Source organism: Pseudomonas sp. Z1-14 (assembly GCF_051132005.1).
Lineage (GTDB): Bacteria > Pseudomonadota > Gammaproteobacteria > Pseudomonadales > Pseudomonadaceae > Aquipseudomonas.
Genome location: NZ_CP071646.1, coordinates 2,034,665 through 2,050,243, shown reverse-complemented (window position 1 = coordinate 2,050,243; position 15,579 = coordinate 2,034,665). Strand labels below are relative to the sequence as shown.

Annotated in this window: 16 protein-coding genes; 12 read left to right on the top strand and 4 right to left on the bottom strand. The window is 63.3% G+C overall.

The window, feature by feature from the left end; translation table 11 throughout:
• The first annotated feature begins 4 nt into the window (after positions 1-4).
• On the top strand, positions 5-823 hold the full coding sequence (locus J3P89_RS09445) for a gamma-carboxygeranoyl-CoA hydratase (protein WP_434697360.1): 819 nt from the start codon (positions 5-7) through the stop codon (positions 821-823).
• The gene (locus J3P89_RS09440) at positions 820-2,769 is read left to right on the top strand and encodes an acetyl/propionyl/methylcrotonyl-CoA carboxylase subunit alpha (RefSeq protein ID WP_434697359.1); all 1,950 of its coding nucleotides are present in this window, start codon (positions 820-822) and stop codon (positions 2,767-2,769) included. The genes J3P89_RS09445 and J3P89_RS09440 overlap by 4 nt, the downstream gene beginning before the upstream one ends.
• A gap of 30 nt (positions 2,770-2,799) precedes the next feature.
• Here J3P89_RS09440 and J3P89_RS09435 read toward each other — a convergent pair whose 3' ends face one another.
• Positions 2,800-3,447 (bottom strand): LexA family protein, encoded by a 648-nt coding sequence (locus tag J3P89_RS09435; RefSeq protein WP_434573230.1) that lies wholly within the window; start codon positions 3,445-3,447, stop codon positions 2,800-2,802.
• A 129-nt stretch (positions 3,448-3,576) separates the two neighbouring features.
• Between J3P89_RS09435 and J3P89_RS09430 the strand changes: the two genes are divergently transcribed.
• Both J3P89_RS09430 and J3P89_RS09425 read left to right on the top strand, forming a co-directional pair.
• Complete coding sequence (locus J3P89_RS09430) at positions 3,577-3,918, top strand: DUF6124 family protein (RefSeq protein ID WP_434629988.1); 342 nt, start codon at positions 3,577-3,579, stop codon at positions 3,916-3,918.
• Between the two features lie 487 nt (positions 3,919-4,405).
• On the top strand, positions 4,406-5,557 hold the full coding sequence (locus J3P89_RS09425; RefSeq protein WP_434697358.1) for a M14 family metallopeptidase: 1,152 nt from the start codon (positions 4,406-4,408) through the stop codon (positions 5,555-5,557).
• Between the two features lie 163 nt (positions 5,558-5,720).
• Here the strand turns inward: J3P89_RS09425 and J3P89_RS09420 are convergent, their stop codons facing one another.
• On the bottom strand, positions 5,721-6,257 hold the full coding sequence (locus J3P89_RS09420; protein WP_434573226.1) for a cytochrome b: 537 nt from the start codon (positions 6,255-6,257) through the stop codon (positions 5,721-5,723).
• Positions 6,254-7,336, bottom strand: coding sequence for a catalase family peroxidase (locus J3P89_RS09415; protein ID WP_434629983.1), 1,083 nt, complete (start codon positions 7,334-7,336; stop codon positions 6,254-6,256). The genes J3P89_RS09420 and J3P89_RS09415 overlap by 4 nt, the downstream gene beginning before the upstream one ends.
• A 166-nt stretch (positions 7,337-7,502) precedes the next feature.
• On the opposite strand from J3P89_RS09415, the gene J3P89_RS09410 reads away from it, so the two are divergent.
• Positions 7,503-8,009, top strand: a complete 507-nt coding sequence (locus J3P89_RS09410; RefSeq protein WP_434697357.1) for a sigma-70 family RNA polymerase sigma factor — start codon at positions 7,503-7,505, stop codon at positions 8,007-8,009.
• Positions 8,006-8,758, top strand: coding sequence for an anti-sigma factor family protein (locus J3P89_RS09405; RefSeq protein ID WP_434697356.1), 753 nt, complete (start codon positions 8,006-8,008; stop codon positions 8,756-8,758). Before J3P89_RS09410 ends, J3P89_RS09405 begins: the two co-directional genes overlap by 4 nt.
• A 132-nt stretch (positions 8,759-8,890) precedes the next feature.
• Here the strand turns inward: J3P89_RS09405 and J3P89_RS09400 are convergent, their stop codons facing one another.
• Positions 8,891-9,727, bottom strand: a complete 837-nt coding sequence (locus J3P89_RS09400) for an IclR family transcriptional regulator (protein ID WP_434697355.1) — start codon at positions 9,725-9,727, stop codon at positions 8,891-8,893.
• Positions 9,728-9,972: 245 nt separating this feature from the next.
• Between J3P89_RS09400 and J3P89_RS09395 the strand changes: the two genes are divergently transcribed.
• From J3P89_RS09395 to J3P89_RS09370, 6 genes are all read left to right on the top strand, one after another.
• On the top strand, positions 9,973-10,998 hold the full coding sequence (locus J3P89_RS09395; RefSeq protein ID WP_434656843.1) for an ABC transporter ATP-binding protein: 1,026 nt from the start codon (positions 9,973-9,975) through the stop codon (positions 10,996-10,998).
• A complete protein-coding gene (locus J3P89_RS09390; protein ID WP_434573215.1) occupies positions 10,995-11,864 on the top strand; it encodes an ABC transporter permease in 870 nt (289 codons plus the stop codon). Before J3P89_RS09395 ends, J3P89_RS09390 begins: the two co-directional genes overlap by 4 nt.
• 6 nt (positions 11,865-11,870) lie before the next feature.
• Entirely contained in the window at positions 11,871-12,665 is a 795-nt protein-coding gene (locus tag J3P89_RS09385; protein WP_434697354.1) for an ABC transporter permease, read from the top strand.
• Between the two features lie 7 nt (positions 12,666-12,672).
• Positions 12,673-12,963 (top strand): (2Fe-2S)-binding protein, encoded by a 291-nt coding sequence (locus J3P89_RS09380; protein WP_434697353.1) that lies wholly within the window; start codon positions 12,673-12,675, stop codon positions 12,961-12,963.
• A gap of 148 nt (positions 12,964-13,111) precedes the next feature.
• Positions 13,112-14,467 carry an FAD-dependent oxidoreductase gene (locus tag J3P89_RS09375; protein WP_434697352.1) on the top strand — a complete coding sequence of 452 codons (1,356 nt, stop codon included), beginning with the start codon at positions 13,112-13,114 and terminating at the stop codon, positions 14,465-14,467.
• Complete coding sequence (locus tag J3P89_RS09370) at positions 14,464-15,579, top strand: NAD(P)/FAD-dependent oxidoreductase (RefSeq protein WP_434697351.1); 1,116 nt, start codon at positions 14,464-14,466, stop codon at positions 15,577-15,579. The genes J3P89_RS09375 and J3P89_RS09370 overlap by 4 nt, the downstream gene beginning before the upstream one ends.

The window sequence follows — 15,579 nt, the reverse complement described above, 5'->3', positions numbered from 1 at the left end:
CGCCATGAATCATTACAACACGCTCCAATTGCAGATGGACCCGCGCGGCTTCGCCACCTTGTGGCTCGACCGCGAGTCGAAAAACAACGCGTTCAACGCCGAGATGATCCGCGAGCTAATCCTCGCCCTGGATCAGGTCGGCAGCGATCCGACCCTGCGTTTCCTGCTGATCCGTGGTCGTGGCAAACACTTCAGCGCCGGCGCCGACCTGGCCTGGATGCAGCAATCGGCCGAACTCGATTACCACACCAACCTCGACGACGCTCGGGAACTGGCGGAGCTGATGTACAACCTGGCCAAGCTGAAGATCCCGACACTCGCCGTTGTCCAGGGCGCGGCATTCGGCGGCGCGCTGGGTTTGATCAGCGCCTGTGACATGGCCATCGGTGCCGATGATGCGCAGTTCTGCCTGTCCGAAGTGCGCATCGGCCTGGCGCCGGCCGTGATCAGTCCATTCGTGGTGCAGGCCATCGGCGAACGGGCGGCACGGCGTTACGCCCTGACGGCTGAACGTTTCGGTGGGCAACGGGCGAAGGAAATCGGTTTGCTGGCGGACAGTTACCCGGCCGAGACCCTGGATGATCAGCTCGGCCAGTGGATCGACAACCTGCTGCTCAACAGTCCGGCGGCCATGCGCGCCAGCAAGGAACTGCTGCGCGAAGTCGGCAACGGTGCGTTGACCCCGGCGTTGCGGCGCTACACCGAAAATGCCATCGCGCGGATACGGGTCAGCCCTGAAGGCCAGGAAGGCCTGCGGGCGTTCCTGCAAAAACGGCCGCCGAGCTGGCAAGTCGAGTCCAACAACAAGGAGCCGCGTCGATGAGCGCCCCTGCCCTCACTACCCTGTTGGTCGCCAACCGCGGCGAAATCGCCTGCCGCGTCATGCGCACAGCCAAGGCCATGGGCCTGACCACCGTTGCGGTGCACAGCGCCACCGACCGTGACGCGCGTCATAGCCGAGAAGCCGACGTGCGTGTCGATCTGGGCGGCAGCAAGGTCGCCGACAGCTATTTGCAAATCGACAAACTGATCGCTGCGGCGCAAGCCAGTGGCGCCCAGGCTATCCACCCAGGCTACGGTTTTCTTTCCGAGAATGCCGGGTTCGCCAGGGCCATCGAAAATGCCGGGTTGATCTTTCTCGGCCCACCCGCCTCGGCCATCGAAGCCATGGGCAGCAAGTCCGCCGCCAAGGCCTTGATGGAAACCGCCGGTGTGCCGCTGGTACCCGGCTATCACGGTGAGGCCCAGGATCTGGAGACATTCCGCGCCGCCGCCGAGCGCATCGGTTATCCGGTGCTGCTCAAGGCCACGGCAGGCGGCGGCGGCAAGGGCATGAAGGTTGTCGAGGAAGTCAGCCAACTGGCCGAGGCATTGGCCTCTGCGCAGCGTGAGGCGCAATCGTCGTTCGGCGATGCGCGAATGCTGGTGGAAAAATACCTGCTCAAGCCACGCCACGTGGAAATCCAGGTGTTCGCCGACCGGCACGGCAACTGCCTGTACCTCAACGAACGCGACTGCTCGATCCAGCGTCGCCATCAGAAGGTCGTGGAGGAGGCACCGGCGCCGGGCCTGAGCCAGGAACTGCGCCGGGCGATGGGCGAAGCCGCCGTACGGGCGGCCAAGGCGATCGGCTATGTCGGCGCGGGTACGGTGGAGTTTCTGCTGGACTCGCGAGGCGAATTCTTCTTCATGGAAATGAATACCCGGCTGCAGGTCGAGCATCCGGTGACCGAAGCGATCACCGGGCTCGACCTGGTGGCCTGGCAGATCCGCGTCGCCCAGGGCGAGCCATTGCCGATCACCCAGGAGCAGGTGCCGCTGCTGGGTCACGCCATCGAAGTACGTCTGTACGCCGAAGATCCGGCCAATGATTTTCTTCCCGCCACGGGGCGCTTGTCGCTGTATCGCGAGTCGGCCGAAGGCCCAGGTCGCCGGGTAGACAGTGGTGTTGACGAAGGCGATGAGATCTCGCCCTTCTACGACCCGATGCTCGGCAAGTTGATTGCCTGGGGGGAAAACCGTGAACAGGCACGTTTGCGGTTGTTGGCCATGCTCGACGAGTTCGCCATTGGTGGGCTGAAAACCAACATCGGTTTTCTCCGCCGTATCATCGCTCACCCCGCCTTCGCGGCGGCGGAACTGGACACCGGTTTCATCCCGCGTTACCAGGCGCAATTGCTGCCGGAGCCCGGCGAACTGGATGACGATTTCTGGCGCGCTGCGGCCCAGGGTTTCGCCTTGAGCCTGACGCCACGTGTCCGCGCCGATGACAGCAACTCGCCATGGGCCGCTACCGCCGGGCTGCGCCTGGGGCTGCCAGCGGAAATCACCCTGCACCTGAGTTGCGATGGCCAGGACCGCGCCGTGACGCTGGATGTTGCTGGTCGCGGCGCCGAGCTCAGGGGCGAGCAGTTGATCATCGAGCACAACGGTGTGCGCCGCGAACATCGAGCCATTCGCCACGACGACAGCCTCTACTTGCAATGGAAGGGCGATCTGTATCGAGTCGACTCCTACGACCCGCTGGCGGCGGCCGAGGCCAGCCACAGCCAACAGGGCGGCCTGGTCGCCCCCATGAATGGAAGCATCGTTCGGGTGCTGGTGAGCGCTGGCCAGGCGGTGGAAGCCGGCGCGCAACTGGTGGTGCTGGAGGCGATGAAAATGGAGCACAGCATCCGCGCGCCCAAGGCTGGCGTGATCAAGGCGGTGTATTGCCAGGAGGGAGAGATGGTCAGCGAGGGCAGCGCGCTGGTGGAACTGGAAGAATAGCCATTCGGCCCGGTTTCCGGGCCGATCCAGTCAGAACCTGATGGTTGCCTGTACGACCACGCCGATGATGCGGCATTGGTCGGTAAACAGGGTTTTCGGATAAGTCGGATTGAGCGGAACCAGGTAACGCTGCCCGCTCTCTTCCATCAGCTTGCGGAAAGTCGCTTCGCTGCTGCCTGGCAATCGGGCAATCACCAGTTTGCCGGGCACCGCTTCGATCGCCGGATCCACCAGGATCGACATGCCCTCGGGAATGCTCAAGCCGCTTGGCGCCGTCATCGCATCCCCCATCACCACCAGCCAGAACGCGTCGCCCCGTGCATGGTAATCCGTCAGCTCATAGCGCGGCTGGCCGTAGTCCGCGACATTCTCTTCGCGAACGAGACCGATGTCGCGCCAGTCACTGACCGGGTAGCGAAAGTACGGGTTGTACTTCTGCGCCAGGGCCATCCCCTCGTCGGTGGAAGTGTCCGGCTCGCGGATCACCATTGCCACCTCGAGGAACTCCAGCCCCAGCTCCTGCAGCACCCGGTTCATGTCTCCAAGACTGGGTTGTCGGCGCTTGGTCAGCCAATGGCCGACCCCACCCTGAGACATCCCCAGACGCTCTGCGAGCACCACTTGCGTGATGTGCTGCTCCTTCATCCTGGCCTTGACCAACTCTATCCATTTATCCATGAGCGGCACGATACGTGGCTGACGCCGTCCAGCAAAACACAAGTTGTAGTATTTAAATTATCGTCACAATTACGCCGAGTACTAAGCTGGGATCAGGATTTCCAAACCCGCACGGAGAAACTCGACATCATGGACAAGCCCAACAACGATGAGCCCGCAGCCCCCTCGAACAACCCATTTTTGTCGCTTCAGGATTGTCCGGCAGCCAAACGCGCCCTGGACCATTACCTGAAACCGGATATTGCCGACAACCCGGCGGAACATCGCTTCTTCGACGTCAACCGAAACATCAGTGGGGAGGAAGCCCTGGTTCATGCTTGCGACCTGCTACGTTGTGCAGCCGCTACCGCCCACGAATCCGCCAGCCGATTGAACGGCCCGAGCCGTGACCTGGCATTTTCGGTGGTGCATATGATCGACCTGGTCAAGGTCATGCTCGACCGGACTCTGGACGGCTATCCGGCACGCTAGTCGCAACGCTTGAATGGCGCCGCGAACGCGGGCCACGAGAAATAATTTCCAATTGAGGCAATAAAAACATTTGACTTGCAAATGATAATGATTATTATTGCATCAGCTGGTCGCGAGATCAGTCGATAGCCCAGAGGACCTTAGGTCGGACCTCTGGAATATCTCCTCATCAGGCTAATCACGGTTTTTGACCCGGCTTTTTGCCGGGTCTTTTTTTGCCGATTTTTCGGCTTATGGCTTCAGGCTAATGAAGTCTTTGGATGTTGCTGATTCGTTGACGGCGATGATAGCAAACGCACTTCGCTCGCCAAAGCATCTGCGCTGCAACAGAGTGAATGAACGACAGGCAGCACTTGAGAATCATTCAGGGACTGTCTAATCTGCTTAAGCGTCCAGGGAGGGCGCCCCCTTCTTTTCATGGCGCTAATCGTCCCGGTTCGCCCGTCCTGCGTGTAAAGTAACGGCCACCAGATCCTCTACCGGAACCGTGACCGTGGCTAAATCTTCCTTTGATATCAGCGCCAACTTCGACAGTGGCAATATTGACGTCGTGGACATCAGCAACCCGTTGCAGTCGCTGCTGAAAATCAGGCCAGACACCCGTAGCGCGCATTTCCAATGGTTTCATTTCAAGGCCAGTGGCCTGCACGTCGGCCAGGAATATTCTTTCCGCCTGCTCAACGCCAGCCAATCGTCCTACAACAAGGCGTGGACAGGCTACCAAGCCGTAGCGTCCTACGATCATGTCAACTGGTTCCGTATTCCTACGCAATTCGAGGGCGACGCCCTGCGCTTTCATCTGGAAGCCGAACAGCCCCACGCCTGGTTTGCCTATTTCGAACCCTACAGCCGCGGCCGGCACGACTGGCTGATCGAACAGGCGCAGCACAAGGCCGGTACCGAACTGCTGGCGATCGGCAAAAGCGTCGAGGGCCGTGATATTCAGTTGCTGCGCAAAGGCAGCGGTGCCGAGGGCCGACGCAAGATCTGGATCATTGCGCAGCAGCACCCCGGCGAGCACATGGCCGAGTGGTTCATGGAGGGAGTAATCGAACGTCTCCAGCATCAGGACGACGCCCAGCTGAACCGTTTGCTCGCCAAGGCCGATCTGTACCTGGTGCCGAACATGAATCCGGATGGCGCGTTCCACGGGCACCTGCGCACCAACGCGATGGGCCAGGACCTCAACCGGGCCTGGCAGAGCGCCAGTCCGCAAATCAGCCCCGAGGTCCATTTCGTACAGCAGCAGATGGAAAAGTACGGCGTCGACCTGTTCCTCGATGTCCACGGTGACGAAGAGATACCCCACGTCTTCACTGCCGGTTGCGAAGGCAACCCGGGCTATACGCCGCGCATCGCCGGACTCGAAGAGCGCTTTCGCAGCCACCTCAAGCGCCAGACCAAGGACTTCCAGACCGCCCATGGTTACACCCGCGACGAACCGGGCCAGGCCAACATGACCTTGGCCTGCAACGCGGTTGGCCAGAAATATGATTGCCTGTCCCTGACCCTGGAAATGCCGTTCAAGGACCACGACGACCACCCGAACCCACGCACGGGCTGGTCCGGCAAACGCTCAATGCAACTGGGCAAGGACGTGCTGAGCACGGTCGAGGACATCATCGACGAATTGCGCTGATATTCCCCGGCGCCCCGCTCCCCGTGGCGAGGGAGCTTGCTCCCGCTGGGTGGCGTAGCCACCCCGAATGGATTGATGCAGTTTTTCAGACATATCGCGTCAGCCGGTTTTACGACGGCTGCGCCGCCGAGCGGGAGCAAGCTCCCTCGCCACGGGTTATGCGTCAGTCCTTGCCGCGCAACATGCTGCCCAACACCTCATCCCGGCGCACCCACCCATGGAACAGCGCCGCCGCCAGATGCACCAGCACGGTCAGGAACAACAGATAGGCCAGGTAGCCATGGGCCTTGCGCAGCCACGCAAAAGTCTGGGCATCCGCTGGCAGGATGGAGGGCAACCGCAGCGATTCGCTAAGCATCACCGGGTCGCCTGCTGCCGAAATCATGCTCCAGCCCAACAGCGGCAGGATCAGCATCAAGGCGTACAGCAAGACATGCGAGGCCTTGGCCGCCAATACCTGCCACCCCGGCAGATCGGCTGGCAGCGGCGGCGTACGGCGGGTGAAGCGCACCACCAGGCGCACGATCACCAGCAACAGAATCGCGATGCCCAGAGGTTTGTGCAGTTGGAGCAACCATTCGTGGCGCTCGGACACCGAGGCGACCATGCCTGCGCCGATAAACAGCATGGCGATGATCATCAGGGCCATCAGCCAATGCAGCAGCCGAGCCAGCGGTGCGAAGTGTCGAGGGGCGTTCATTGACGGGACTCCTGGGTAGCGGGCAATTGGCTGACTTCGCTGGTGCGCCGCAGGTAGGAACTGGCATAGGCTGCCGAGCGGGCGGCCAGCAGCGGATCATCCGAGCCTTCGATGCCACTGGGCAGGATCAGCGGGTCATAGTTGATGTCGCGGCAATCCCCGTTGTCCTGCGCCTGGGCGCGCTCCAGTACCAGGGTACCGGCGTTGAGCGCCTTGCGGTCGCCGGGCCAGGCCTTGCTGGCGTCGTTGACCGGGTCGCCCGGATTGGCCAGGGTAATGTTCAGCTGCCAGCGCAGTGGCCCGGCAGCCAGGCGTTTCGTCAGGTCCTGCTCAAGGAAATCAGCGCCTTGGGGCGGCGTGGTCTGAGCCGCGTCCTGGCTCGTTGGTACTACCGCCCAGCGCACCGCCTGGCGCTCCCCCGAGGGGTTGACCAGATAGAACGCGTTAATCCCGTTATAGGTTTCGGTGGCATAGCTGGCCGAGGGTTTTGCGGTCTTGATCCATTGCAGGAACGGCATCGCCTCGGGATGCGCGGCAAAAAACGCCGGCACCGCCGCCGGGTTCGGTTTACCCGTGGCCGGATCCGGCGACTGGGCCTGTTGAAGCTGGAAGAACGCCTCGGGCGTCCCCACCGGGAAAACCGGCATGCTGTTCATGCCCGTGCGCCATTGCTGGCCATCGGACTGGGTAAAACGCAACGCCAGGCTGCGGATCGGCACGCTGCCATCGGGTGCGTAGGGGTTGCCGCTGGGCAGTGCGAAACGACCCACCACCGGCGTCCGCGCATCGTTGAACACCTGCGCGCTGGAGTAGGCTCGCGCCTCGCCGCTGTTCTCAAAATAGCCCGCAACGCAGACACCTTTGGAGTGATTGCGCCGAAAACCCGGATGAACCCCGTTATTGGTTTCCAGCACGTTGACCAAGGCCTTGGGCGTCAGCCGTTGCGGGTCCAGGGTACCGTTCACGTAGGCGAATGCCCCGGCCAGCGCGGCGACGACCGCGGCGATGCCGGTCAGGCGCAACGCCAGGCTGGCAGCGCTCAACGGCGGCCGACTCGATTCAGAAGAAGGGTCAACCATTTGCAGACTCCAGGGCACACGGCCATCTGTGGAAAGGACCTGTCAGACGAAAGCCCGACGGGTTTATTCCCACGTCGCGTATTTATTTTTCCTGCGCTGGAATAATCTCGTTCCCGGGTCGTCTTTCCAGTCCCAACTCAGCGATTGCCAACGAAGCTGCCCGCCCATGAACGAACTCGACGACCAGTTGCGCCTGCTCATCCCACGGCTACGACGTTTTGCCGTGTCGCTGACCCGCAATCCCAGTAATGCCGATGATCTGGTGCAGGCATGCCTGGAACGGGCCTTGTCGAAATGGACCGGCAAGCGCCCGGACGGCGACCTGCGGGCCTGGCTGTTTTCGATTCTCTACCGGCAGTTCCTCGACGCCCATCGCCGCTCCCGACGTTATGCGCGGATGCTCGAACTGTTCACCGGCCGCGACGATGCGCACCCTTCGGCCGAACGCAGTGTCATCGCCCAATCGTCACTCCAGGCCTTCGACAAACTACCCACCGAGCAACGCGCGCTGCTGTTATGGGTCTCGGTGGAAGGCTTGAGCTACCAGCAAGTGGCCGACATTCTGGACGTGCCGACGGGCACCGTGATGTCGCGTCTGTCCCGTGCGCGCCAAGCGTTGCGTCAACTCAGCGAAGGCGAAATCGCCCGCCCTGCCCTGCGGATACTCAAATGATCAGCATGCCCCCCAGCGACAGCGACCTGCACGCCTATGTCGATCGCCAGCTCAGCGAAGACGACCAACGCCAGGTGCAGATCTACCTCGACAGCCATCCCGATGTCGCCGCGCGGGTCCGCGGATGGCAGCAAGACACCCAACAATTGCGCGCGGCCATGAGCGCGGCCCTGCAGCAATCACCCAACCCTGGCCTGGATCCGGCGATCATCCGGCAACGCCTCAGGCATCGGTCCCGACGCCAGCTGGCCAGTGCGGCGGTGCTGGTGCTGGCGGTCGGGGTCGGTGGATTCGGCGGATGGCAGGCCCGGCAGATGACCCTGCTCAGCGCCGCAGCGCCCATGGCTGATGCGCTGCAGGCCTATCGCTTGATTGCCCAGCAGGGCGTCCTGCCCGCCGACTACCAGACGGGCGACGAGCAAAGCATGCAAGGCTGGCTCGACCGCTACTTCACCCAGGCCGACCGCTTGCCGGATCTCTCGGCGGCGGGCTTCAAGCCGGTCAGCGGACGATTGCTCAGTACTGACCAAGGCGCCGCTGCGATGGTGGTCTATCAGGACCCGAGCGGCCTGAAGATCAGTTTCTACGTGCGTCCACCTGGCCCGAAAAACTACCTGCTGCCCCGTGGCAGCCGGCGCGACGGTGAATTGCAGGCCGAATACTGGTCCGGGCCGGGATACAACTATGCGATGGTCATCCCGAGTGATATGCCGGCGGCGCAGAAGCTCAAGCAAACCCTGAACTTCTAACAGCGCCAACCCCTGTGGGAGCGAGCTTGCTCGCGATGGCGGTGGTTCAGTTGGAAATAATCTCGACTGACCCACCGTTATCGCGAGCAAGCTCGCTCCCACAAAGGATATAGGCCGTTCTTGGGTTTGTACTCACCCCTGCCTGAACACCTGCGAAGGCCTGCGCAGCAGCGGGTCGAACGGGTTGATGCGCGGACCGATCGCCGCGGCTTCGCGCTTGAGCATCTCCACTACCGTCGGCAGGCGATCCGGCCCGAGCCGGTCGCTGATGGTCGCCACGCTCAGCGCTGCGACGGCCCGGCCGTCACGATCGAGAATGGGCACCGCGACCCCGGCCATGCCTTGCAACACACCCGTGTTGCGTCCGGCGTAGCCCAGTGTCCGCACGTTCTCGACCTCGGTGCGCAGGAAGACTTCATCGTACAAATGAAAATCCTTGAGCCGCGGCAGGTTGTAATGGATCACCGTGTCGCGCTCCTCCTCCGGCAGGAATGCCAGGATCGCCAGGCTGCCCTGCCCCACGCCCAGTGCCACGCGGCCGCCGATGTCGCCGGTGAACGTGCGGATCGGAAACGGCCCCTCGCTGCGATCCAGGCAGATGGCATCGAAACCGCAACGCGCCAGCAGAAACAGCGAATCCCCCAGCGACGCCGACAGCCGCAACATGGCGGGCCTGGCCAGTTCACGCAGGTTACCGGTATTGCCGGCGCGGGCAGCCAGGGCAAAGAAGTCCAGGCTGAGCCGATAGCGTTTGCTGCGCGCATCCTGCTCGACCATGCCCTCGTCCATCAGGTTGCGCAGCAAGCGGTGCGTGGTCGGCTGGGACAGGCCGATGCGCTGCGCCAGTTGCGTTACGCGCTCACCGCCTTCAACGGTCTCGCCCAGGCTGCGCAGCACCGCAAACAGCCGTGAAACCGAGCCGACCCCAACTTCACCTTTGTCTATATTCCGCTCAGTGGAATCAGGCATGTCATTTCTCTTAAGATAATTTACTCACCGGATGAAACTGAAAATAGTCGTCGTCTCAGTGAAATAGTCCATTGAGCCCATCCTATTCTTCGTCCTACTCTGCGTCCATACAGGGGCGATTCGAACAACAGCGGCAGCCGACTTGATCTCGAGCGCCAACGCACCCCGCGACATCCTTTCGTATCTGCCCATACAAAAAAGCGCGCCTCGCGGCGACGCATAACAATCTCAGGTGGAGCGCAGTCATGGCTTTCGTGCAACTTGAAAACTTGAGCAAACGTTATGGTGACCTCGACGCTGTGGTCGCCACCAACCTCTCGGTGGAAAAAGGCGAGTTCGTCTCCCTGCTGGGGCCATCAGGTTGCGGCAAGACCACGACGCTGCAAATGATTGCCGGCTTCGTCGAAGCCAGCAGCGGGCGCATCCTCCTCGACGGTCGCGACATCACTCACGCCAAGCCGGCCAGCCGGGGCCTGGGCGTGGTGTTCCAGAGCTACGCGCTGTTCCCCCACATGACCGTCAAGGACAACGTTGCCTTCGGCTTGCGTATGCGCAAAGTGCCGAGCACCGAATTGCAGACACGGGTCGATCGGGTACTCAAGCTGGTGCGCCTCGACCAGCACGCCGAGCGCTACCCGCGTGAACTCTCCGGCGGCCAGCGCCAGCGCGTGGCTTTGGCCCGGGCGCTGGTGATCGAACCGCCGGTGCTGCTGCTCGACGAACCATTGTCCAACCTCGACGCCAACCTGCGCGAGGAGATGCAGTTCGAGATCCGCCGCATCCAGCGCGAGGTCGGCATCACTACGTTGATGGTGACGCATGACCAGTCCGAGGCGCTGTCGATCAGCGACCGGGTGGTGGTGATGCAGGCCGGTCGGATCACCCAGATCGACGCGCCCTACACGCTTTATGAACACCCGCGCACCGAGTTCATTTCCGGTTTTGTCGGCAAAGCCAACCTGCTCCCGGGCCAGCGGGACAGCGCCGGCGTCGTGCAAGTCTGTGGCGCCGGTCAAGGCGAGCTGACCCTGAGCCTGCGCCCGGAGAAAATCGATCTGTGCGCCGCCGGCGCGGGGCGGCTGCAAGGCACTGTCACCAGCCGTTTTTTCCTCGGCAGTCAATGGCTGTACGGCGTCGACACCACCCTGGGCGAGCTCAGCGTGGTGCGCCGCAACGACGGCTCGGCGCCCCTGACCGAAGGCACCGCCGTCGGCCTGGACTGGGATCCGGCGCTGCTGCGGGTGCTGAGCGTGGACGAGGTGTCGGCATGAAGCTGATCGATGCCATCAAGCGCGGCCGCCAGGGTTACCTGATGTCGGCCCCGGCCCTGGCCTTGTACCTGAGCCTGCTGGTCATTCCCCTCGGGTTGACGCTGGTGTTGTCGTTCAACGTCTTCGACTACGGCTCGGGCATCAACAGCGAGGCCTACACGTTCGAGCATTACACCAGCCTGCTGGGCGATCCGTACTTTTATGAAATCTTCCTGCGCACGTTGTGGATCAGCGCCCTGACTACCGTGCTCTGCGTGCTGATCGGCGTGCCCGAGGCCTACATCCTCAGCCGCATGGGCGCGCCCTGGCGCTCGATTTTCCTGATTCTGATCCTCACGCCGCTGTTGATCTCGGTGGTGGTGCGGGCCTTCGGCTGGAGCCTGCTGCTCGGCGCCGACGGCCTGGTCAACCAGACGTTGCAGGCCCTTGGCGGCTCGCCGATGAAGCTGCTCTATACGCCGTTTGCCGTGGTCATCGCCCTGGTCCATGTGATGTTGCCGTTCATGATCATTCCGGTGTGGACCTCGTTGCAGAAACTCGACCCGGCCGCCGAACAGGCCGCGCTGTCCCTGGGCGCGAGCCAGTTCACGGTGATCCGCAAGGTCGTGTTGCCGCAGATCATGCCCGGCGTACTGTCCGGCACCCTGATTGTGTTCGGCCTCGCCGCCAGTTCTTTCGCGATACCCGGCCTGCTCGGCGGGCGTCGCTTGAAGATGGTCGCCACGCTGATCTACGACCAGTACCTGTCGGAACTTAACTGGCCCATGGGCGCGGCCATTGCCGTCGCGCTGCTGCTGCTCAACCTGCTGATCATGCTCTCGTGGAACCGCATGATCGAAGGCCGCTACAAGAAATCATTGGGGTAATTCTTCATGTCCAGGAACGGTCCTTTCGCCCTGTTGTTTCACGCCCTGGTCGTGGTGTTCATGCTGGCGCCACTGGTGGTGGTCTGCCTGGTAGCCTTCACCCCGGAAAACACCCTGAGCCTGCCCACCACGGAGTTTTCCCTGCGCTGGTTCCGTGCCGTGTTCGAGCGCGCGGATTTTGTCGATGCGTTCTACAACAGCCTGGTCCTGGCGTTCTGCGCGGCGTCGCTGGCGACATTGATCGCGGTGCCGGCGGCGCTGGCAATCACCCGGCTGGAGTTTCCTGGCCGGGATTTTATCAATGGTCTGTTCCTGTCGCCGATCATCATTCCGCACCTGGTGCTGGGCGTCGCGTTACTGCGCCTGTTTGCGCTGATAGGCGTGAACGGCAGTTTTACCTGGCTGATCTTCGCCCACGTGCTGGTGATCACGCCCTATGTGCTGCGCCTGGTGCTGGCGTCGGCCATCGGCCTGGACCGCAGCGCCGAACAGGCTGCGCAATCGCTGGGCGCGGGGCGCTTCACCCTGTTCCGGCAGATCACCTTGCCGATGATTCTGCCGGGCGTGGCCGGAGGCTGGTTGCTGGCGTTCATCAACAGCTTCGATGAAGTCACGCTGTCGATTTTCGTCACCTCGCCGGCCACGCAAACCCTGCCGGTGCGCATGTATGTGTACGCCACCGAATCCATCGACCCGATGATGGCGGCGGTGTCGGCGCTGGTTATCGGGCTGACTGCATTGACGATGATTCTGCTCGATCGGGTCTATGGCCTGGATCGGGTCCTGGTGGGCAAACAATGAGGGCGCCATGGCTCTGCTGAAAAGACTGGCCGAGCGCGATCGCCCGGCCCTGGACTTCACGCTCGACGGCTTGCCTGCCAGCGGTCTGCTCGGCGATACCGTGCTGACCGCCGTGCTGACCTGCGCTGAGCACTTGCGCGGCAGCGACTTCAGCGCCGAGCCCCGGGCCGGTTTCTGCCTGATGGGCGCTTGCCAGGACTGCTGGGTCCGATTGGGCGACGGTCGCCGCGTGCGCGCCTGCTCGACGCCGCTCGAAGCCGGCCAGCAGATCAGCCGCGAACCGGGGCGCAAGGTATGAATGACTTTGGCAGACGCGGCCTCTTCGCGAGCAGGCTCGCTCCCACAGAAGAGCCGGCATCATTACAACCCCATTGTGGGAGCGAGCCTGCTCGCGAAGGCGGCATCAGCCACTCCACCGATCTCCAAGCATCGCCAACGAGGAGGCCATGAACCCCATAGCCATCATCGGCGCCGGCCCCGCCGGCATCCGCGCTGCGCAAACCCTGGTTGCCCATGGCGTGTACCCGGTCCTGCTGGACGAGGCGGCACGCGGCGGCGGTCAGATCTACCGGCGCCAGCCGGCCAACTTCACGCGCATGCCGGCCCAGCTCTATGGCTTCGAAGCGCACAAGGCCAGCGCCCTCCACCAGACCGTGGATGAATTGCGCGAGCAGATCGACTATCGCCCCGACACGCTGGTGTGGAACGCCGAGGGCGGGATGCTGGATACCTTGCATGAAGGCCGCGCCGCGCGCCTGGCGTATGCCAGCGTGATCGTCGCGACGGGCGCCACCGACCGGATCCTGCCGGTCCCTGGCTGGACGCTGCCCGGGGTGTACAGCCTGGGCGCGGCGCAAATCGCCCTGAAGTTCCAAGGCTGCGCCATCGGCGAGCGAGTGGTGTTCGCCGGCAGCGGGCCGTTGTTGTATCTGGTGGCGTACCAATACGCCAAGGCCGGCGCCAATGTCGTCGCGGTGCTCGACAGCTCCCCCTTGAGCGCCCAGGCCCGCGCCCTGCCCGGCCTGCTCGCACAACCGGCCACCCTCGCCAAAGGCCTCTATTACCGCGGCTGGCTCACAGCCCACGGCATCGCCGTGCAGCAAGGCGCCAGCCTTTCGCGCATCGACGGCGAACGCCGGGTGCAGTCGTTGTCATGGCAAAACGGAAAAGGCCAGCACCGGCTCGATTGCGATGCGGTCGCCTTCGCCCACGGCTTGCGCAGCGAAACCCAGCTGGCCGACCTGCTCGGTTGTGAATTTGCCTGGAACCCGCTCAACCGAGCCTGGCTGCCGCAGCGCGACCGCGCCGGGCGCAGCAGCTCGCCAGGGGTCTACCTGGCCGGCGATGGCGCCGGGATCATGGGCGCCGATGCCGCCGAAATGGCCGGCGAACGGGCAGCCCTGGCATTGCTCGAAGATCTCGGTTACCAGATCGACCCGCAACGCTGCGCCCAGCTGGAACAATCCCTCGAACGCATCGGCCGTTTCCGGCAAGGCCTGGAGCGCGCCTTTGCGTTTCCCGAGGACTGGGCGGACCGCGCCGCTGATGGGCTGATGATTTGCCGCTGCGAAGAAGTCAGCGTCGGTGACATCCGGCAGGTCGTCGATGAAGGTCATTGGGAGATCAACCGGGTCAAGGCCCATTGCCGGGTCGGCATGGGCCGCTGCCAGGGGCGGATGTGCGGTGCCGCGGCGGCGGAAATCATCGCTCGGGAAAGTGGACGCAACGTTCAGGAAATCGGCCGTCTGCGGGCACAGGCGCCGATCAAGCCGGTACCGTTTGGCCTGGAGGTCGAGTCATGATCGAAGTGGATGCGCTGATCATCGGCGGCGGTATCGTCGGCGCCTCGGCGGCGTTGTTCCTGAGCCAGGCCGGGCGGAGCGTGGCGCTGCTGGAGCGGGACTTCTGCGGTTCGCATTCCAGTGGCGTGAATTACGGCGGCGTACGGCGCCAGGGGCGGCCATTGTCGCAACTGCCGTTGTCGCAACGCGCGCATGAGATCTGGGCGCGATTGCCGCAACTGATCGGCATCGACGGTGAGTATCAGCGTAGCGGTCATCTGAAGCTGGCCCGCAGCCTCGATGACCTGCGTGCGTTGCATGATTATGCCGCGAGCAGTCATGGCTTCGGCCTGGATCTGCAATTGCTGGATCGCGATGAACTGCGCAGGCGGTTTCCCTGGGTCGGCGACGTCGCGGTCGGCGCCTCGCTGTGCCCGGACGACGGTCACGCCAATCCGCGCCTGGTCTCGCCGGCATTTGCCCAGGCGGCCCGCAGGCATGGCGCAAAGGTTTACGAACAATGCCCGGTCAACCAGGTGACGCACGACGGCCAGCGCTTTGTCGTGCGTACCGAGACAGGCCTTGAGCTGCGCGCGCCGTGGCTGCTGAACTGCGCCGGGGCCTGGGCGAGTCGGTTCGCCGCGCAATTTGGCGAGGCCGTACCGATGCACGCCGGGCACCCGGCGATGCTGGTCACCGAGCCGCTGCCGGTGGTGATGGACGCCAGCACTGGCGTGGAAGGCGGCGGCATTTATGCGCGCCAGGTCGCCCGGGGCAATTGCGTGTTGGGTGGCGGCCAGGGTTTCGCCCTCGATGACGCCCGCGCCCGCCCCGGCCAGAGCGCTGTCATCGAGATCTTGCGCCAGGCCGTCGAACTCTACCCGTTCCTGGAGGGCGCCCAGGCGATTCGCACCTGGAGCGGCACCGAAGGTTACCTGCCCGATCGCCAACCGGTGATCGGCCCGAGCAGTACCCAATCCGGTCTGTTGCATGCGTTCGGCTTTGCCGGCGCCGGTTTCCAGATCGGCCCGGCGGTGGGCCAGGCGCTCACTGAGATCATCTGCTGCGGCGCCTCAACGACGCCGCTGGATGCGTTTTCCATCACCCGGTTTCACTCCATCTCCGTTGCTTGA